General features: G+C 65.4%; 19 protein-coding genes and 1 riboswitch. Of the genes, 11 read left to right on the top strand and 8 right to left on the bottom strand.

The features are described from left to right. Positions 1-669 carry a GntR family transcriptional regulator gene (locus tag ACRCUN_RS11580; protein WP_462141787.1) on the top strand — a complete coding sequence of 223 codons (669 nt, stop codon included), beginning with the start codon at positions 1-3 and terminating at the stop codon, positions 667-669. A 22-nt stretch (positions 670-691) separates the two neighbouring features. Beyond that, the gene (locus tag ACRCUN_RS11575) at positions 692-1,396 is read left to right on the top strand and encodes an alpha/beta fold hydrolase (RefSeq protein ID WP_462141786.1); all 705 of its coding nucleotides are present in this window, start codon (positions 692-694) and stop codon (positions 1,394-1,396) included. Positions 1,397-1,409: 13 nt separating this feature from the next. Here ACRCUN_RS11575 and ACRCUN_RS11570 read toward each other — a convergent pair whose 3' ends face one another. Beyond that, the gene (locus tag ACRCUN_RS11570; protein ID WP_462141785.1) at positions 1,410-2,264 is read right to left on the bottom strand and encodes a bifunctional 5,10-methylenetetrahydrofolate dehydrogenase/5,10-methenyltetrahydrofolate cyclohydrolase; all 855 of its coding nucleotides are present in this window, start codon (positions 2,262-2,264) and stop codon (positions 1,410-1,412) included. Positions 2,265-2,282: 18 nt separating this feature from the next. Beyond that, positions 2,283-2,360, bottom strand: a riboswitch (ZMP/ZTP riboswitch). A 91-nt stretch (positions 2,361-2,451) separates the two neighbouring features. Between ACRCUN_RS11570 and ACRCUN_RS11565 the strand changes: the two genes are divergently transcribed. Continuing rightward, the gene (locus tag ACRCUN_RS11565) at positions 2,452-3,639 is read left to right on the top strand and encodes a CaiB/BaiF CoA transferase family protein (protein WP_462141784.1); all 1,188 of its coding nucleotides are present in this window, start codon (positions 2,452-2,454) and stop codon (positions 3,637-3,639) included. 60 nt (positions 3,640-3,699) lie between these two features. Here the strand turns inward: ACRCUN_RS11565 and ACRCUN_RS11560 are convergent, their stop codons facing one another. The 6 genes from ACRCUN_RS11560 to ACRCUN_RS11535 are packed head-to-tail and all read right to left on the bottom strand — an operon-like array spanning position 3,700 to position 10,480. Next, entirely contained in the window at positions 3,700-5,187 is a 1,488-nt protein-coding gene (locus tag ACRCUN_RS11560; protein ID WP_462141783.1) for a class I adenylate-forming enzyme family protein, read from the bottom strand. After that, positions 5,180-6,661: a class I adenylate-forming enzyme family protein gene (locus tag ACRCUN_RS11555; protein ID WP_462141782.1), complete on the bottom strand. Its 1,482-nt coding sequence runs from the start codon at positions 6,659-6,661 to the stop codon at positions 5,180-5,182. The genes ACRCUN_RS11560 and ACRCUN_RS11555 overlap by 8 nt, the downstream gene beginning before the upstream one ends. Next, the gene (locus ACRCUN_RS11550) at positions 6,636-8,078 is read right to left on the bottom strand and encodes a class I adenylate-forming enzyme family protein (RefSeq protein WP_462141781.1); all 1,443 of its coding nucleotides are present in this window, start codon (positions 8,076-8,078) and stop codon (positions 6,636-6,638) included. Before ACRCUN_RS11550 ends, ACRCUN_RS11555 begins: the two co-directional genes overlap by 26 nt. Then, positions 8,078-8,860: an enoyl-CoA hydratase/isomerase family protein gene (locus ACRCUN_RS11545; RefSeq protein ID WP_462141780.1), complete on the bottom strand. Its 783-nt coding sequence runs from the start codon at positions 8,858-8,860 to the stop codon at positions 8,078-8,080. Before ACRCUN_RS11545 ends, ACRCUN_RS11550 begins: the two co-directional genes overlap by 1 nt. After that, the gene (locus ACRCUN_RS11540; RefSeq protein WP_462141779.1) at positions 8,857-9,672 is read right to left on the bottom strand and encodes an enoyl-CoA hydratase/isomerase family protein; all 816 of its coding nucleotides are present in this window, start codon (positions 9,670-9,672) and stop codon (positions 8,857-8,859) included. The genes ACRCUN_RS11545 and ACRCUN_RS11540 overlap by 4 nt, the downstream gene beginning before the upstream one ends. A 13-nt stretch (positions 9,673-9,685) precedes the next feature. Next, complete coding sequence (locus ACRCUN_RS11535) at positions 9,686-10,480, bottom strand: enoyl-CoA hydratase/isomerase family protein (RefSeq protein ID WP_462141778.1); 795 nt, start codon at positions 10,478-10,480, stop codon at positions 9,686-9,688. A 109-nt stretch (positions 10,481-10,589) separates the two neighbouring features. Here ACRCUN_RS11535 and ACRCUN_RS11530 point away from each other — a divergent pair, with 109 nt between their 5' ends. The 3 genes from ACRCUN_RS11530 to ACRCUN_RS11520 all read left to right on the top strand — a co-directional run bounded on the left by ACRCUN_RS11530 (position 10,590) and on the right by ACRCUN_RS11520 (position 13,498). Continuing rightward, positions 10,590-11,357 (top strand): FadR/GntR family transcriptional regulator, encoded by a 768-nt coding sequence (locus ACRCUN_RS11530; RefSeq protein ID WP_462141777.1) that lies wholly within the window; start codon positions 10,590-10,592, stop codon positions 11,355-11,357. Beyond that, on the top strand, positions 11,347-12,249 hold the full coding sequence (locus tag ACRCUN_RS11525) for an enoyl-CoA hydratase/isomerase family protein (protein ID WP_462141776.1): 903 nt from the start codon (positions 11,347-11,349) through the stop codon (positions 12,247-12,249). Before ACRCUN_RS11530 ends, ACRCUN_RS11525 begins: the two co-directional genes overlap by 11 nt. Positions 12,250-12,322: 73 nt before the next feature. Then, a complete protein-coding gene (locus ACRCUN_RS11520) occupies positions 12,323-13,498 on the top strand; it encodes a thiolase family protein (protein WP_462141775.1) in 1,176 nt (391 codons plus the stop codon). A 9-nt stretch (positions 13,499-13,507) separates the two neighbouring features. On the opposite strand, the gene ACRCUN_RS11515 is transcribed toward ACRCUN_RS11520, so the two are convergent. After that, positions 13,508-14,278, bottom strand: a complete 771-nt coding sequence (locus ACRCUN_RS11515; RefSeq protein WP_462141774.1) for a TetR/AcrR family transcriptional regulator — start codon at positions 14,276-14,278, stop codon at positions 13,508-13,510. Between the two features lie 257 nt (positions 14,279-14,535). Between ACRCUN_RS11515 and ACRCUN_RS11510 the strand changes: the two genes are divergently transcribed. From ACRCUN_RS11510 to ACRCUN_RS11490, 5 genes are all read left to right on the top strand, one after another. After that, positions 14,536-15,300 carry a crotonase/enoyl-CoA hydratase family protein gene (locus tag ACRCUN_RS11510; protein ID WP_462141773.1) on the top strand — a complete coding sequence of 255 codons (765 nt, stop codon included), beginning with the start codon at positions 14,536-14,538 and terminating at the stop codon, positions 15,298-15,300. A gap of 47 nt (positions 15,301-15,347) precedes the next feature. Continuing rightward, positions 15,348-16,145: an SDR family NAD(P)-dependent oxidoreductase gene (locus tag ACRCUN_RS11505; protein WP_462141772.1), complete on the top strand. Its 798-nt coding sequence runs from the start codon at positions 15,348-15,350 to the stop codon at positions 16,143-16,145. An 11-nt stretch (positions 16,146-16,156) separates the two neighbouring features. Further along, entirely contained in the window at positions 16,157-17,164 is a 1,008-nt protein-coding gene (locus ACRCUN_RS11500) for a dihydrodipicolinate synthase family protein (protein ID WP_462141771.1), read from the top strand. A gap of 107 nt (positions 17,165-17,271) precedes the next feature. Beyond that, the gene (locus ACRCUN_RS11495; RefSeq protein ID WP_462141770.1) at positions 17,272-18,096 is read left to right on the top strand and encodes an enoyl-CoA hydratase; all 825 of its coding nucleotides are present in this window, start codon (positions 17,272-17,274) and stop codon (positions 18,094-18,096) included. A 4-nt stretch (positions 18,097-18,100) separates the two neighbouring features. After that, positions 18,101-19,348 (top strand): amidohydrolase family protein, encoded by a 1,248-nt coding sequence (locus ACRCUN_RS11490; protein ID WP_462141769.1) that lies wholly within the window; start codon positions 18,101-18,103, stop codon positions 19,346-19,348. The last annotated feature ends 2 nt before the right edge of the window (positions 19,349-19,350 follow it).

Here is a 19,350-nt window from a genome sequence, read left to right as displayed (position 1 = left end):
ATGACCGTCCCGGATTTCGCCGCCCGTCCACAGCTTGCCGAAGATGTGGCGCGTTTGATCCGTCGGCGGATCTTCGACGGCACCTACCCGGCGGGCAACTACATTCGGCTCGAACAGCTCGCAGCCGAGTTGGGCATCAGCGTGACGCCGGTGCGCGAGGCTCTGTTCGGGCTGCGCGCAGAAGGGTTGCTGACTCAACAACCTCGGCGCGGTTTCGTGGTGTTGCCGGTCACCCGGCGTGACATCGACGACGTTGCCGGGGTGCAGGCACACATCGGCGGGCAACTGGCGTCCCGGGCCGCAGTGCAGATCACCGACGGGCAACTCGACCAACTCGAGCAGGTCCAGCGCGAGCTGGAGGACGCCTACGCCCGAGGTGACCATGAGGGGGCGGTGCGGCTCAACCACGCGTTCCACCGCGGCGTCAACCTTGCCGCGGAGTCGCCGAAGCTGGCCCAGCTGATGTCCCAGATCACCCGATACGCACTGGAATCCGTGTACCCGACCGTCGAGGGCTGGCCCGAACACTCGACGCATGACCACCGACGGATACTCGCGGCGCTCAAAGCACGTGACGCGGATCAGGCGCGCGAGGCCATGGCCGAGCATCTCTGTGCGGCCTCGCAGCCGTTGACCGACCATCTGACCCGGCTCGGCGTGCTGGAATAGGACGTTCGAGCTGGGGGTGAATATGCGGACGAAGACGGTGACTGCCGATGACGGCACGGTGCTGCACGTCGGCGTCACCGGGGACGGTCCCGACGTCGTGGTGCTGTCCGGCGGACCGGGGTGTGTCCACTACCTCGAAGACGACGCGCTCGCGCCTCGCGAGATGCGAGCGTGGTTTCCCGAGCCAAGAGGGGTAGGGCGCTCCGCGGGTGGGCCACACGACCTCGCACAGGCGGTATCCGATCTCGAATCGGTACGGCGATCGCAGCGGATCGACAGATGGGTGGCGCTGGGCCATTCCTGGGGTTCCGACTTGGCCGTGCGTTACGCGCTGGACCATCCGGACAGGGTCGCATCGGTCGTCGGCATCGCCGGACACGGGTTGCACAAGGACCGAACCTGGTCACAGGCGTATGAGGCGGCACGCCATCTCGAAGCAGATTTGCAGATCCCTTGGGAGCCAGGGGTTCACGCCGCGTTGACCGCATCGTTCGTGGAGTGGATTCACGAACCGCGCCTGCTGCGCCGACTGGCCGACTCCGATGTTCCCATGACGTTCATGGCCGCTCAACACGACATCCGTCCACCATGGCCGCTGCGCCAACTCGCCGCGCTGGTGCGGCGTGGACGGTTCGAGGAGATACCCGACGTCGGCCACAATCTGTGGTCGACCGACCCGCATGTGTGGGTCGACCACATCACCGAGGCGTGCGCGGGCGCGCTCTGAGTGACGCTGGTGCTCACGCCGGGGAACGTTCGGATGCTTGTCGGGCGGCCATCACGGTTTGTTGGAGTAGGACCGCAATGGTCGTGGGGCCGACCCCTCCGGGTACCGGTGTGATGAGTCTGGCTTTCTCGGCAGCTGAGGAGTATTCGACGTCACCGACATTGCCGGGGTTGTAGCCCGCGTCGATAACCACAGCGGCCGGTTTGATCCAGGTGCCTTTGATCAGTTCTGGCTGTCCGACAGCGGCAATGACGATATCTCCGCCAGCGACAATCTGGGGTAGGTCACGGGTTTTCGAATGGCAGTAGGTGACTGTGGCGTTTCGTGCCAGTAGCAGCATTCCGACCGGCTTGCCCAGGATGGGGCTGCGGCCGACGACGACCGCGTGTAAGCCGGTGGGATCGACGTTGTAGGCATCGAGCAAGTGGATGATTCCTGCCGGGGTGCACGACTGGAAGCCGCTACCGCCAAGGGCCATTGTGGCGAACGATGCCATGGTCACTCCGTCGACGTCTTTGCTTGGAAGTATGGCCTCGAACACGGCACGTTCATTGACATGCGCAGGCATCGGGTGCTGGACCAGAATGCCGTCAACGCTGTCGTCGTGAGAAAGCCGGTCCACCAATGCGACGACCTCGCTGGTCGTCGCGGTGGCGGGAATCTGGTGGCTGCGTGAGTCCAGCCCGGTGGTGCGGCAGCGGTTGGCCTTCATTCGCACATACGTATGGGAGGCGGGGTCGTCGCCGACGAGTACAGTTGCCAGGCAGGGCTTTCGGCCTGACTGCTCCTCGAAGGCGGCAGCTTGTCGGCGAGTGTCGGCGAGGATTTCGCCAGCGACGTGTACGCCATCGATGATTGTGACGGGCATGGTAGTTCTCCTCAAGGTGAGGAGCACCCAGGCGGTCGATGCTTCCGTGCTTGGCTTCCCGGTGGTGTTCCACCTGCGCCAGTTGCCGACCCTGACTCTACCGAGGCCGGCCGGATTGGGCGGCAAGGAGCCTTCGGCGACGTACTGTAATACTTACAGTCGACCATTCGACGAAGGTGGGTGAGCGATGCCGGGTGTGCTCGACGGGATTCGGGTGCTCGACTACGGGCGCTTCATCGCGGCGCCGTGGTGCAGTGCAATCTTGGCGGATATGGGCGCCGACGTACTTCGGGTGGAAAAGCGCGAAGGCGGCGAAGACCGCTGGGTGCAGGCCGTCACCGAAAGCGGCGAAGGTGGGACCTTTCTGCAGTGCAACCGCAACAAGCGGTCGCTGACGCTGGACTCGACGAAACCCGAAGGCGCCGAGATCACCCGGCGCCTCGTGGCTCGGTCCGACATCGTCATTGCCAACATGCCCGCCGCGGGAATGCGGGCGAGCGGACTGGACTACGACACATTGAGGGCCGTCAAGCCGGACATCATTCTGGCCAGCGCCACGGCCTACGGGGAGGGCGGTCCATACAGTGACCGGATCGGCTTCGACGGTGCCGGTCAGGTCATGTCGGGCGCGGTCTACCGGCAGGGTCTGCCAGACCAGCCGATCCGAACCGTGGTGCCCTACGCGGACTTCGGGACTGCACTCACATTGACGATCGGCGTGATGATGGCCCTCTATCACCGGGATCGGACGGGAGAGGGGCAGCACGTAGAGGGCGCGCTGCTACCAACCGCGCTCATGTTGTCGAACGCGTTCCTGATCGAGCGCGAGCTGCTGCAGGTCGACAAACCTCGGATGGGCAATCGCGGCGCCTCGGTGGCGCCGTGCGATCTGTACCGCACCTCGGATGGCGAGTGGGTGTTGCTGCAGGTCGCCGGTCAACCGATGTTCAAACGCTGGTGCCGGCTGGTGGGCCGCGAAGAACTCTTCGACGATCCGCGGTTCGCCGACGACGACTCACGCTGGCAGCACGGCGATTACCTCAATGACATCATGCAGTCCTGGTGTGCAGACAAGACCAAGGCCGAAGTACTGAAGCTGTTGGAGAAGGCGAAAATGCCTGCTGCTCCGCTGCACTCGACGCAGGACGTCCTGGATGATCCGCATGTGCAGGCGATGGGCTATCTACGGCGCGTGGCCTTTCCCGGAGCGGCACGCGACGTGCCGATTGTCGAGACCCCTTTTCGGATGTCGGCGACGCCCGGCACCATCCGCCACCGCGCTCCGCTGCTGGGCGAGCACACCGACGACGTGCTCGGGGAAATCGGCTACAGTGCCGACGAGATCGCGAAGCTGCGTGCGAACTGGATCGTGTGAAACCGTTGAGATTGCGCACAGGGTCGCGAAGTTCGTGAAACAACAGCCCTAAGCGCAGTATCAACGTGCCAGGAGCATGGCTCGCAGTCGACCGTTATCGACCTTGCCGGTCGGCCCGCGGGGTACGGCCTCCTCGTTGGTGAGTAGTAGCCACACCGTGGGCACCTTGAACGAGCTCATGGCTTCCCGCGCGGCAGTGCGCAATACCTCGACAGGTATGTCGGACACCACGGCCGCTCCCACCCGATTGCTTTCACCATCAGAAACATTGGTGACGAATGCGGCCTGCACGCCGGCGATGCTGCGCAGCGCACGCTGTACCTCGCTCGGATACACGGTGGCGCCGCGGACCTTGAACATGTCGTCGGATCTGCCGTGGTAGAACAGGAATCCGTCGGGGTCGAGATGGCCGCGGTCGCCGGTCGGGTAATAGCCGTCCGCGGTGAACACCTCCTCACGGCTGCGACGGCAGATGCCCCGCATGACGTGTCGGCCGCGGATCTGGATCTCACCGACCGCACCCGACGGCAGCGTCGTACCCGCGTCGGCATCGACGATGCGCACGTCCATGCCCGCGAACGGTTTACCGCAGCTGCCCCACGCTGACCGGGGTATGTCGGTGTCGGCCGGGTAGCCGCAGTACGGTCCGAACGATTCGGTCATCCCGAACAGCGATGCTCGCGCCCCTGGCCGCGACCGCAGGCGGGGCGGCAGCAGCGCCTCGAGACTTCCGGGCTGCAGCGCCGACAGGTCAGCGGCGTCGGCGTGGCGAGCCAATGCCTCAGCTTGTTCGGGCCAGCCTCGAAACAGGGTGACGCGTTCTCGCTGAAGCAGTTTCAGCGTTGAGTCGGGGCTCGGGATCGGCTCGGTGACGAGGGTCGCACCGGCCAGCAGTGCGGACAGGATGCCCGCTCCGAAGCCGCCGACCCAGAAGAAGGGCATCGGCAGGTACAGGCGGGTGGTAGCTGTGATGCACCGGGCGTTCAGACCGGACCGCACGGCGCCCAGCGCGTTCGCGTGCGAGTGGATGACGCCCTTGGGTGGGCCGCTGCTTCCGGAGGTGAACATCACGACGAGCGGGTCGCTCGGGCGCACCCGTGCGGCCATCGCATCGACCAGGCCGACTTCGGTTGCAGGCAGCGCCCGTGCTTCGGAATCCGTCCAGACCTCTCGCAGTGCCGGGAGTTGCGCACGGTTCACCGGGTAACGACGGCCCCGGAACTCGTCGACCGCGATCAGGAATTGCACCGACGCCATGCGCAACTGTGCGGTCAGCTCGGCGGGGGACAGCAGCGTGCTCAACGGAACGAGCACCGCACCGATTCTGGTCAGGGCGATGGTGATCCGCACCCATTCGACCCCGTTGGGCATGATCAGGCCGACTCGGGTCCCCTTGCCGATCCCGGTGGTAAGGAATCGGTCGGCTAAAACCCGTGTGCTTGAATCGAGTTCGGCGTAACTGAGGCGTGTGTTCGGGTCGATCACCATCGCCTTGTCGGGTGTGGCGGCGGCATGGGCACGGACCAGTGCGTCGATCGTGTCAATCATCGAACAATCCCGCCAACCTGGCCATGTCGACCTTGCCGCTGGAAAGTACGGGAAGCTCTGCCGGCCGGATCACTGCCCAGCGTTTGGGCACCTTGAACGCCGACAGCTCGTCGCGCAGTGCCGTGCGGGTGGCGACCTCATCGAACGCGGACGGATCGTCCATGGCGATGACCGCCGCCACGACCTGGCCTCGCTCGGCATCGGGCAGCCCGACAACGTGGACGGCGCTACAGCCCAGCAGTTTGACTAGCGCCTTCTCCACCTCGGCGGGGGTGACGTTGGCGCCGGCCGTCTTGATCATCGCGCCCGCCCGGCCCAGATAGTAGTAATACCCGTCGTCGTCGACACGCACGAGATCACCGGTGTGGAACCAACCGTCGGCGTCAAAGCAGTCCTCGCGGCTGCGACCGTGGTAACCCAGCATGACGTACGGCCCACGGATGCAGAGTTCGCCTGAGGTCAGGACCTTCGTCTCGAAACCAGGTGCGGGGCGGCCGTAGGACCCGCGGCGGTGTTCGGGTTGATCGCCGCCGTCGGCGTCGATGAGTACGACGCTGCCCGCCTCGGTCATGCCGAGCATGTTGTGGCGCAGCTCGGGATCGGCGGGCCTGGCATCGGGCGCCATGATCGGGTACAGGTTGCCGCGACGCATCGAGGACAGATCACGATGAGCGAAGCTTGGATGGCGGCTCAGATGGGCGATACCCGCGGCGAAACCGTTGGTCAGTGTCGGCTTCTCGGATTCCAGGAGGTTCAGCGTCGCGCCCGCGTCGGTGGCGTTCGAACAGATCAGGGTCGCACCGGCGACCATCGTGGCCAGCAAGCCGAACGCGAAGCCGCCGACCCAGAAGAACGGCGAGTTGCAGAACAGCCGGTCCGACGCGGAGAACCCGCGAATAGCGTTGAGGTTGCGTTGATGTGCCAACAGCCCGTTGTGGGAGTGGACGACGCCTTTGGGTGCCCCCGTCGAGCCGGAGGTGTAGATGATTGCCAACGGATCGCAGCCGTCGACGTCGGCTTCGAGGCCCGCGATGTCCGGCTCGACCGCATCTGGCAGCTCGAACAGCACGTGCCGCAGGCACGGAGCGTCGCCGACCTCAGCCAACCGCTCCGCATAGTCATGGTTCCGGAAGGACCGCGCCGACAGCATGACCGCCACGTCGCTGTCGAGCAATTGGGCCTGCAACTCGGCGGAGGTGAGAAACGTCGAGAACGGCACCACGACCGCGCCGATCCGCGCGGCGGCCAGCATCGCGACGACGAACTCGATGCCGTTGGGATACAGCAGCCCGACGTGGGTTCCTTTTCCCACGCCCAGCGTCGTGAGCCCGCGGGCCAGCCGGGCCGAGCGGTCCTCGGCTTCGGCATAGCTGATCCTGGTGTCGTCGCAGATGAGCAGAGGGTGATCTCCCCGTCCGCGGAGACCCGCGAGCAGGTCGATGAGCGATTCAGACACCGGCTGCGAGTTGGTCACGGACGGCGCCCAGATCTGCTTTGCCAGAAGGGGTCCGGGGAATCGTCTCCACGATCGCGATCCTGGCTGGAATCTCGTACCGGGCGAGGCGGCCCCGCAGGTATTCGGCCAGCTCGTCCGTCGATGCTTCTGCCCGGAGTTCGACCATGGCCACCGGAGTCTCACCGAGCCGTTCGTCCGGCAACCCGATCACGGCGGCGCCGCGCACGGCGGGATGGCTTTCGAGCGCCGCGCGGACATCGTCGGGCATGACCTTGAACCCGCCGCGGATGATGGCCTGATCGGCGCGTCCCAGAATCCAGACGAAGCCATCGGCGTCGATGCGTGCGAGGTCGGTCGTGCGTAACCAGCCCGACGCCGGGTCGAGCTGTGCGGGCTTGACCTCCAGGAGGCCCTGCTGGTCGGGCCCGAGGGGATTACCGTCGTCGTCGACGACGCGCAGTTGAGCGCCTGGGTTGACGCGACCGACGCTGCCCCGCTTGGCTTTCCAATACTTCTGGTGGTCGGCGAGTGTCCAGCTGGCAACGCCGCCACCGAATTCCGTTGCCGCATACGAGGTCAGCACCGGAATGCCGAACTTCTCGGTGAACGCGTCGGCATCGTCGGCCGACAGCGGCGCGGTGCCGGACGTGACGGCACGGATGCTCGCCAGATCGTCGCGGGTGAGGTCAGAGTGCAACACCATGCGCAGTGCTGCCGGGACCAGCGACACTGCGCGGGGCCGGTGCTCGCGCACCGCGGCGGCCCAGCGCTCGAGGTCGAACTTCGGCAGCAATACAAACGGGCGGGCCTCGGCGATGCACAGCAGCACTCGGAACACGCCGCCGACGTGCACGAGCGGTGAGTTGACGATTGCGACCCCACGCCGCAACTCGGCGGGTGCCGGCGAGGGCTCACGGCCCATCACGCTGCGGGCCAACATGTCGTAGGTGAGGTCGACTCGCTTCGGGGGCCCGGTGGTGCCGCTCGTCAGCATCCACACCGCGACACCTGGCCGACCGTCGTCAGCGGCTGGTGCCGCAGCTGCACTGATGGCCGGTGGGCTGTCCACATCGGAGATGGCGACGGTCGTCGTCGCCGGTGAAGGCGCGACCAGGGTGTCGATGTCTACGGCGAGCCCGACGATCACCGGTAACGCCATGGTCGCGATGTCGGCGCGGGTGCGGTCGTCGCCGCGGGATGGATTGATGACGACGACCGTTCCGCCGGCTGCCAGCACGCCGAGCAACGCGGCGACGTGCGCAGGCTGATTGCGCAGCATGATGCCCACCCGTGAGCCGCCGGTGAGGGCGCCGATGCGCCGCGCGAGCGTCGCAATCTGTCCCCACGTACACCACCGACCGTCGTATTGGATGGCCGGTGCCGTCGGATCCAGATCGAGGACGTGGTCGATGCGCTGCGAAAGCGGGTGAGTCATCAGCGGATCCGAGGTGCCGGCTTGGACGGGTTCATTTCGGCCAGTTCTGCCTTGGCGATCGGATTGCCCAGCCGGGTGTAGATCAGACCATGATCCATGGCGGCCCGATACGGCTTGTCGAGGGATTCCCAGATCGCCTTGACGGTGCCCTGGGTGGCGGTCGGGGGTTTGGCGGCGATGGTCGCGGCGATCTCGTGCGCCCGTGCCCACAATTCGTCGCGACCCACCACCTCGGTCACCAGACCGATCCGCAGTGCGGTGTCGGCGCAGACTCGTTCGTCGTTACCCATCAACGCCATTCGCAGGGTGTCGCCGAGGCCCACTCGACGCATGAGACCGACCGGCTCCAGTGCGGACACCAGGCCGGCGCTGACGTGGGAATCGAAGAACGTGGCCTCCTGCGAGCAGATCACCACGTCGGCCTCGTTGACGAAGTACAACGCGCCCGCGGTGCACATGCCCTGAACGGCGCACACGACGGGCTTCCACATCTTCTGCCACTTCGGGCTGAGCAGCTCACCCGGATCCTCGTGGTTCCAAACGATATTCGGTTGCCCGTAACTCGATTTGACGTCGAGTCCGGCGCTGAACGCCCGGTCGCCCGCCGCGCGCAGTACGACGGCGTTGATGCTCTCGTCGGCCTTGACCGTCTGCCAGACATCGCGCATCTCCTCGCACATTCTGCGATTGAACGAGTTGAGCGCTTCGGGCCGGTTGAGCGTGACGGTCGCGACCCGATCGTCGTGGTCGAGGTCGAGCAGAATCGTCCCGAAGTCGCTCATCGGCACCGCCAGTTCGGCGCACGCTTCTCCACAAACGCCAACGGACCCTCCTGAGCGTCCTCGGTACGGACCACCCGTTCCCGGAACGTCTCGGCCAGAATCTCACCTTCGAGCAGAGGTAGGTCGAGCGTCTTGTGGATGGCCAGTCGGGTGCCCCGCACCGCGAGGGGGGCATTGGAATTGACGACGTCGGCGATCTCGTGTGCCCGTTGCAGCAGCTTGTCGTGTTCGACGACCTCGGTGACCATCCCGAGTTCGTAAGCGCGTTCGGCGCTCATCCGTTCGTGCTTGCCCATCAACGCCATTCGCAGCGCGACCGAACGAGGCAGGGCACGGGCCAGACGCACCATCTCACGCGCCGCGACCAAGCCGATGCTGACGTGCGGATCGAAGAAGGTCGCCTTATCCGAGGCGATCACGATGTCGCCGGTGGTCACCCAGTCCAGGCCGGCGCCGCAGCAGATGCCGTTGATGGCCGCCAGCACCGGTTTGGCCATCCGGCGAAACGGGGGAGTGCCCTCTTGCGGCGCCTCCCACTGGTCGTAGGTGGACAGGTAGGGCCGTTCGTAGATGACCTTGCCGTCGTCGGGAATTTCTTTGACGTCGGCGCCCGTGCAGAACGCCCGGCCGGTGGCGGTGACGATCATCAGCCAGATGTTGTCGTCGTTCTCGGCTTCGTCGTAGGCCGCACGCAGTTCGTTGATCATGTGTGGGGACAAGGCGTTGAGCGCCTCGGGGCGGTTGAGCGTGATGGTCGCTTTGTGCCCGTCGACCTCGTACTTGATGGTGTCGTACGTAGCAGAAGCAGTCATGGGTTCCCTTCGCTCATCGGCCTTCGAAGTCTGGGTCGCGTCGTTCCCGGAAGGCCGCGAGACCCTCTTTGAAATCAGTTGTTCGGCAGGAGAGTTCGAGGTTGGACAGCTCCTGGCTGAGCGAAGCCGACAGCGTGGCGTGTTGGCCGTAGGCCAGCGCTTGTTTGGCCAACCCGATCGCGACGGTGGGCCCGGCCGCCAGTCGGGTGATCAGGTCCTCGGTCGCGTCGTCGAGTTCGCCGGCGGGGACGGCGTTGTGGATCAGCCCCCAATCGGCCGCCTGCGTGCCGTTCACCTTCTCGCCGAGCAGCAGCATGCGTTTGGCCCTGGACACTCCGGCCAGCCGCGGCAGCAGCCACGTCGCGCCGGAGTCCGGGCTGAACCCTCGGCTCAGAAACGGCTCCCAGAACGTGGCGTTGGCGTCGGCGATCGTGAAGTCCGCGGCCAATGCGAGATTGCAGCCCAGACCGACGGCCCATCCTCGCACCGTGCAGATGACCGGCAGGTGGATGGTGGCGACCAACTCGATGACGCGGTGTGCGGTGTGGGGAATGCGCCGGACCAGGTCACCCGTGCGGGGCCGCTGCCCGCCGCTGTTGGTGGCCACCCAGTCTGCCCCCGTGCAGAAATCTCCGCCTGCGCCCGTGATCGCGACGGCGCGCAGCGAGTCGTCGCTGGCGGCGGCCGTCAGGACGCTCACGAGATCATCGATCATGCGGTGGCTCAACGAATTGCGTCGATCCGGGCGGTCGAGAACGATCCGCAGGACGGCGCCTTCGCGGGATGTGGAAACCGCCTCGTCGCTCACCGCTCACCCGCTTCCACAATCTATACAGTTGCCCATACAGTAGACGATGCGATTACTATCCTGTACAAGTTAGCAAGGAAAAGCCCTCGGCGGAACAGTGGAGGAACGGGTGCCGGCACACCGGATACGGCAACCGCGGGTCGCCGAGATCGTCGCGTCGAAACTGCGGGACGACATTCTGTCCGGCCGCCTGTGCGAAGGCGACATACTGCCGACGCAGGAAAGCCTGTTTCAGCAGTTCGGAGTAAGTCCACCGGCATTGCGTGAAGCCATCCACCTGTTGGAGACCGATGGGTTGATCTCGGTGCGCCGCGGAAACATGGGCGGCGCCGTGGTCCGTCAGCCCTCTGCCGATCGGACCGCTCACATGATCGGCATGGTTCTGCAGTCTCGATCGGCGACCCCGGCCGACGTCAGCGAGGCCCTGCTGCACATGGAGCCGATCTGCGCGGGAATGTGTGCGGCCCGAGCGGACCGCGCGACCGAGGTGGTGCCGCATCTACTGGCCGAGATCGATTTCCAGACAGCACAATTCGGGGACACGTCACAATTCGTGCCGAACGCTCGGAGGTTTCACGAGGTGTTGGTGGCGCGGTGCGGTAACGAGCCGATGATTCTGCTGATCGGATCCCTGGAATTGATCTGGTCTGCGCACGAATCGTCGGTGTGGGGTGGCGAAGTCGATGACGGGATGAACGAGAAAACGATGCGGGCCGCGTTGCGCGACCATCAGCGGTTGCTCGACGCCATCGCCGACGGCGACGCCGCGGGCGCCGTCAAGCTCGCTGCCGACCACCTGACCGCGGCGCGCCGCACCACATTGGCGGCCGGAACCGACAAAACCATTGAAGCGAGGCTGATTTCGAATGACCGATGACCGCGTACTGTTCGAGGTCGACGATGACCACCGGATAGCGACCATAACGCTCAACAACCCGAAACAGCGCAATTCGTATGACGCGGCGATGCGCGACGAGATCGCCCGCTACCTCGACGTCGTCGCAGAAGACGACGATCTGACCGTGGTGCTGTTGCGCGGAGCCGAGGGGGTGTTCAGCACCGGGGCCGACATGAACAATGCCTACGGCTGGTATGGCGATGAGCGCTCGCGCGAAGAGCAGAAAACTGGCGATCAGAAAGAATCCGCCCAGAAGAAATCCCGCCCGAGCCAGCGCCGCCGCCTCACCGTCGACCGAAAATCGTTCGGCTTCTACCACAACTTCATGGGCTTCCCGAAGGTTACGGTCGGAGAGATCAGCGGCTACGCACTGGGCGGCGGATTCGAAATGGCTTTGATGACAGACATATCCGTGATCGCGAGGGACACGAAGATCGGAATGCCGGCCACCCGGTTCCTCGGCCCGGCGCTGGGCAGCCTGCACATGTTCTTCCACCGGCTCGGCCCGGTGCTGGCGCGGCGGATGTTGCTGACCGGCGACATCATCGAGGCGGGCTCGATCGAGCACCTTGGCATCTTCACCGACACCTGTGACGCCAACCAGGTGGCGGCGCGTGCGCAGTACTGGGCGCAGAAAGCGGCGAAGATGCCCGCCGACGGCGTCGTCATCGCCAAGGAGGCGTTCCGGCTGGTCGAGCAGAGTCAGGCGTATCAGGGCGAGGAAGTCGCGAGCTACATCTTCCATGCCTACGGCACCAACCTGCAGTTCTCGCCGGGCGAGTTCAACTTCGTCAAGACCCGTGCCCAGCACGGAACCAAGGAGGCGTTCCGGCTGCGTGACGAGCACTTCCACGTACCGGAGCCGCATTAGCAGACCCGCTACCGCAGCGCGTACGGTAGCTGGTAGGGTTTACATAAATCGCGAATAACGTAAAGGTGGAACTATGCCAACACCCGTCATCGTCGGTGCGGCCCGCACAGCGATCGGCCGTTCGTTCAAAGGGACGCTGGCCAACACCCCGGCCGAAACCCTGATCACCACCGTCCTTCCCGAGGTGGTTCGCCGCGCGGGCATCTCCCCGGACGCGATCGACGACCTGATCTTCGCCGAGTCCCACTACGGCGGTGGCGATCTCGCTCGGTACGCCGCCGATGCCGTCGGCTGGCAGCAGGTCTCCGGTCAGGCCGTCAATCGGCACTGTGCCGGCAGCCTGACCGCGATCGGCAATGCCGCCGCCCAGATCGGCTCGGGCATGGAGCGGGTCCTGGTGGCAGGCGGTGTGCAGTCGTTGTCGATGATGCCGCTGATGAAGTGGCGCGTGCCCGGCCCGGAGCTGACATTCCAGGAGCCGTGGATGCCGCCCACCCACGTGGAGACTCCTGACGCCCCGACGCGCGACATGTCGATCACCGTCGGATGGAACACCGCTCAGGCCGTCGGGATCACGCGCGAAGAGATGGATGCGTGGGCCGCGCGGTCACACCAGCGCGCCGTCGCCGCAATCGATGCGGGCAAGTTCGTCGACGAAATCGTGCCACTCAAGGTCAGCCTGCCCGACGGTTCGGTCACCGAGTTCACCGTCGACGAGCACCCGCGCCGCGACACCACCGTCGAGAAGCTGGCCGGCCTCAAGGTCCTGCACCCGGAGATCGAAGGATTCTCCATCACCGCGGGCAACAGCAGCGGCACCAACGATGCTGCCGCTGCTGTCGCGCTCGTCGAGGCCGACTATGCGGCGGCTGAGAACCTCAGTGTGCTCGCGACGGTCAAGGCGTGGGGCGCCATCGGTGTCGCACCGCGTGACACCGGCCTGGGCGGCGTCAAGGTCATCGGCAAGGTGCTCGACCGCGCCGGGCTGAAGCCATCCGACGTCGCACTCTGGGAAATCAACGAGGCGTTCGCGTCCGTGCCCATCGCGGCGTGCCGTGAGTACGGCCTGGACGAGGAGTTGGTGAACTTCTCCGGAAGCGGATGCAGTCTCGGCCATCCCATCGCGGCGTCCGGGGCTCGCATGGTCACCACGCTGGTCTACGAACTGCAGCGCCGTGGCGGCGGTATCGGCGTTGCCGCAATGTGCGCGGGTGGCGGTCAGGGCGGCGCGGTCGTTCTCGAGGTCTAGCGCGCAGAGTCAGCTGGCGGCGGCCTTGCGTTTCGCGGGGGCCTTCTTGGCCTTGGTGCCTGCCGCATTCGACTCGATGAGCCGGGCGGCGTGGTCGAGGATGCACTCGAGGCCGTACTCGAAGTTCTTCTCGTCGGCGGCGCCGATCCGGTGGCCCTCGCTGGTCACTTGAGCCAGCAGCGGGGTGACATCGGGGTCGATGATCATGGTCTCTTCGTAATCGCCCGGCGCGTTGTCGTTGGCCCGGTTCTTCTCGTAGAGGCGGTGCAGCACGACCGAACCGCGGACGTGCACCGAAACCGCGGAATACGTGTCGAACGCGTCTTCCACCGAGAGCCCGGCCTCGACCAGACCGGCGATCGCGGTTTCCATCTCCTGCACCCCGAGCCGCGCGGCCCGCGGGCTCAACGCCGACCTGATGAGAATGAGGTCGCACAGGATGGGATTGCCCATGAACGCTTTTCGCATGGTTCGGGCGTGGTTGGCCAGTGACTCGCGCCAGTCCTTGGCCTCGACGTACGGGGTGGCGACGACGAATTCGCGCAGCGCGCGATCGGTCATCGCGTTGAGCAGATCGTCCTTCTTGCGGAAGTACCAGTAGATGCTGGTGACACCGACGCCGAGATGCTTGCCGAGCAACGGCATGCTGAGGTTGTCGATCGACACCTGCTCGGCCAGTTCGAAAGCACCCTTGATGATGTCGTCGGGATTGATGGAACCGCGTTCGCGCCGTTGGCGTTTCTCAGCGGTCGGTTGCTTTGCCACTGCGGGCACCTCCATCAAAATCGATACTGCTCAAGCAGTCCCGCGCCGCGGGTCAGTACCACCGAATTTACCGTCGGCTACCGCCTGAACTGCGCCTATGGACGCGTGTCGTCGGGTGTTGTCACCGTCAACCTTACCGGTAGCCATCCCGTCGCTCCGCTCTACAGTTGCCCTCGGCACGTCGCTGCGGTGCTGCGTGCGGGGTGTCCGGTTTGTACTGTAATCCCTATAGTAGGCTTTTCGGCGGTTACCGGACCGCGAGCGAAGGGGCGATGGTGTCGGAAGTAGTTCTGCGGGAGCGTCGAGGTAGAACGCTCATTATCACGATCAATCGGCCAGAAGCGCGCAATGCGTTCAATCTCGCCGTGGCCCAGGGTCTGGCCGACGCCATGGACGAACTGGATGCGACGCCCGAGCTGTCCGTGGGGATCATCACAGGGGCCGGTGGCAACTTCTGCGCGGGCATGGACCTCAAGGCGTTCGCGTCGGGCGAGGTGCCCCACGTACCCGGCCGCGGTATCGGATTCACCGAACAGCCTCCGCGCAAGCCACTCATCGCGGCGGTCGAGGGCTATGCGCTGGCCGGCGGTACGGAGATCGTGTTGGCCACCGATCTCGTGGTGGCTTCCAAGGTTGCCAAGTTCGGCATTCCCGAGGTCAAGCGTGGACTTGTCGCAGCGGGCGGCGGCCTGTTGCGGCTCCCGCATCGCATCCCGTACCAGAAGGCGCTCGAGCTTGCGCTCACCGGCGACAACTTCACCGCCGAGGAAGCCGCCGCGTGGGGATTCGTCAACAAGCTGACCGAACCCGGTGAGGCTTTGACGGGCGCCATCGAGTTGGCCGAGCGCATCACGGCGAACGGCCCGCTTGCGGTCGCGGTGACAAAAGAGATCATCATCAAGTCCGCCGCGTGGTCGGAGGACGAGATGTGGAAGAAGCAGGGCGAGTTGATTATGCCCGTCTTCTCGTCCAAGGACGCGATCGAAGGGGCGACGGCGTTCGCCGAGAAGCGCGCCCCCAACTGGACCGGTTCTTGACGTTCGGCGGCCAGGAGCGAAGCGACCGGGGAGAGTGGTAGTTCACGATGGACCTCGGTTTCGAAGGCGCGGCCACCGTCGTTGTCGGCGGTGGCCGCGGCATGGGTTTCGCGACGGCGCAGTGTCTGGCCGACGACGGTGCGAAGATCGCGATCGTCGGGCGCTCGAAGGACATACTCGATGCCGCTGCAGCGGACCTGAGCAGCCGAGGCAGCCCGGACGCGGTGGGCATCGTCGCCGACACCGGCGACGCGGTCCAGGTTGAGCGGGCGTTCGTCGAGATCGGTGAGCGATGGGGCGGCGAGCTTAACGCGCTCATCAACACGGTGGGGCCGGGGGCCGCGGGCAACTTCGAGCAGTTGACCGACGCGCAGTGGCAGGAGGCGTTCGACGCCGGTTTGATGGGCATGGTGCGTTGTGTCCGGGCGGCACTACCGTTGCTGCGACAGGCGGAATGGGCACGGATCGTGAACTTCTCGGCCCATTCCACCCAGCGGCAGAGCACCCGGCTGCCTGCCTACACGGCCGCCAAGGCCGCGGTGAACAGTGTGTCGAAGAACCTCTCGCTGCTGCTGGCCAAGGACGAGATCATGGTGAACGTTGTTTCGCCGGGCAGCGTATCGTCGGAAGCCCTTCTCGGATGGGCTGATTCAGTGGGCGTCGACGGTTCCGATCCGTACAAGTTGATGGCGGCGATCGACGAGCACTTCGGCCATCCCGCGCATCTGCCGCGCGCCGGCCTGCCCGACGAGATCGGTCCGGTGGCGGCTTTCCTGGCTTCCAAGCGCAACTCGTACATGACGGGTGCGAACGTCAACGTCGACGGCGGGTCAGACTTCATCTAGAGGGGTGCACCATGGCGACAGCCGCGGAAGCTCGGGACTGGGCGCGCGGCGCCTTACGGGGTATCGGGGATTCCCTCTACACGCCGTTCAGCGGTGCCGACGGAGACGACATCGATTGGGACGCGTACCGCACCCTGGTGCGTTACTGCATCGCCGACCTCGACCATCAGATGCTGTGGTGCACAAGCGGTTTGGCTGAGTTCTGGGCACTGACGCTCGCGGAGCGCAAGCAGCTGCTCGAAGTCGCGGTCGACGAGGGGCGCCGGGCGAACCCGAATGTCGTCATCCAGGCGTGCACGGCGGCGACGTCGGCCAAAGACTGCCTCGAACTGGCTCGGCATGCTCAGGAGGTCGGCGCCGACATTGTCTACATCCAGACACCGATGATGGAGACGCACGGCGGTGAGGGGGTGCTGCGGTTCTTTCGCTACATCGCCGAGCGCACCGATATCGCGCTGGGCATGTTCAACTCGCCGTCATCGGGCTATGTGCTCACACCGGCCGAAGGCGCGCGCATCGCCGAGGAGATCCCGGCGGTGTGCGCCACCAAAGAGGGCGCATTTCGTCCCGCTGCCAGCCGGCTGCTGCATGAGCTCGCGCCCGAGCTCGTGATCTGGGAATGCGATCGGACGGTCTACCGCGCGGGTTGGCTGCGCGACGGAATCGTGTGCCCGGCACAACTGGGCACGGCAGGCTATCTCTACGAAACTCCGCAGCGGCCGATCTTCAGCCAATACTGGGACCTCATCCTGGCCGGCAAGCTCATCGAGGCGATGGATTTCGCGCGGGACTGCGGACTGGACCAGTTCGACCTCGACATCGGGTCGTGGTTCACCTGCTATCCGGGCCGTGCCGACTACTTCACGCACTGGGCCGGCGCCTTCAAGTACGCCGCGTCCGTGCTGGGCCTGCCGATCGGGGATTACCCGCATTCCCGGCCTCCGCAGGCTGTGCTGCCCGATGCCGCGAAGGACCAGATTGCCGCAGCGTATCGCGGGCTCGGTTTGATCCCGTCCTGACGGTACTTTGCGCAGGTCGCAGGCGGATCGGAGTACGGACGGGAGCTTGCGGAATGCTCTACCGATAGGTATACAGTATGTGTGCCTGAACGAGAGCTTGCCCGCGTATGACCCTCGCCGACGACGGTGTCGCCACCGAGGCGGTGCTCTACGACGTCAACGATGCCGGCGTCGCGATCATCACGCTCAACCGGCCGGACCGCTTGAACTCATGGGGTGCCGACATCTCCGCCGGCGTGTATGCGGCATTCGACCGTGCCGAGGGCGATCCCGAGGTGCGGGCCATCGTGTTGACGGGGACCGGCAGGGGATTCTGTGCAGGCGCGTACATGGGATCGATGGCAGCGCTTGGCGAATCGATCGACGGTGATACCGACGTCAGCAAAATCGTCGGTGAGCGGCATCCGCACTTCCTCACCACTTTACGCAAGCCCGTCATCGCCGCGATCAACGGCGCGTGCGTGGGCATCGGCCTGACACACGCGTTGATGTGCGACGTGCGGTTCGCGGCGGCGGGCGCCAAGTTCGCCACTGCTTTTCCGCGTCGCGGCCTGATCGGCGAGTACGGAATCACCTGGATCCTGCCGCGACTCGCCGGCTGGGGCGCGGCGGCCGATCTGCTGTTGAGCGGCCGGACGTTCTTCGCCGAGGAGGCCGCACAGTTGGGGCTCGTGAAAGAAGTTGTGGCGCCCGACGATCTGCTGCCCAGGGCCTTGGAGTACGCCGAAGATCTGGCGCGTAACTGTTCGCCTGCCTCGATGGCGGTGATCAAACTGCAGCTCTACGGCGATGCCAACGACGATGTGACCGACGTCAGCGCGCGGGCAGAGACGCTCATGCACGAATCCATGGTGCGGCCCGACCTGATCGAGGGCATCACCGCATTCTTCGAGAAACGGCCCCCGAATTTCCCGCCCCTGAAAGAAGGTTGATGAAATGACCGACACACCAGAACGTTTGCCGTACCTGGCCGTCGACGTCGACAACCATTACTACGAACCGATCGACGCCTTCACCCGGCACCTGCCCAAGGAGTTCCGCAGCCGTGGCGTGCAGATGGTCCAGGACGGCAAGCGGACCCTCGCGGTAATGGGCGGGACCGTCAACCACTTCATCCCCAACCCCACGTTCGACCCCATCATCGAACCGGGCTGCCTCGATCTGCTGTTCCGGGGCGAGATCCCCGAGGGCGTCGATCCGGCCTCTTTGATGAAGGTCGACCGCCTCGCCGACCACCCCGAGTACCAGAACCGCGATGCCCGGATCGCGGTGCTCGATCGGCAGCGTCTCGAAACCGTGTTCATGCTGCCGACTTTCGCGTGCGGCGTGGAGGAGGGGCTCAAGCACGACATCGAGGCCACCATGGCCTCGGTGCACGCCTTCAACCTGTGGCTCGACGAGGACTGGGGCTTCGACCGGCCCGACGGGCGTTTCGTCTCCGCGCCGATCATCTCGCTGGCCGATCCGGCGAAGGCGGTCGAAGAGGTCGAGTTCGTGCTCGGGCGCGGCGCCAAGCTGGTGTGCGTGCGCCCGGCCCCGGTGCCGGGCGAGGTCAGGCCACGGTCGCTCGGTGATCCACTCCACGATCCGGTGTGGGCCAGGCTGGCCGAGGCAGGCGTCCCGGTGGTATTCCACCTGTCGGACTCCGGCTACATGGCGGTCCCGGCGTTATGGGGCGGCAGCGGCGTATTCAAGGGATTCGGCAAGCGAGACCCGCTCGACATGGTGATCATGGACGACCGCGCCATCCACGACACGATGGCCTCGATGATCGTGCACCAGGTGTTCACCCGGCATCCCACGCTCAAGGTGTGCAGCATCGAGAACGGCTCGTACTTCGTCTACCGGCTGATCAAGCGCCTCAAGAAGGCTGCAAACAACGCGCCGTACCACTTCAAGGAGGACCCGGTCGAGCAACTGCGCAACAACGTCTGGATTGCGCCGTACTACGAGGACGACGTGAAGCTACTCGCCGACACCATCGGCGTGGACAAAATTCTGTTCGGCTCGGACTGGCCGCACGGCGAGGGGCTCGCCGACCCGACCACGTTCACCGCCGACATTCCACAGTTCCCCGAGTTCAGCCTCGAGGACACCCGAAAGGTCATGCGCGACAACGCACTCGAACTGCTCGGCGATGTCACCCGCACCGCACCCGGTGTGTCGCATCTGGTGTCGGTGTAACC

It is taken from the genome of Mycobacterium venezuelense (genome assembly GCF_054919535.1).
The sequence above is the reverse complement of the archived record's forward strand: the minus strand, read 5'-3'. Positions and strand labels throughout refer to the sequence as shown.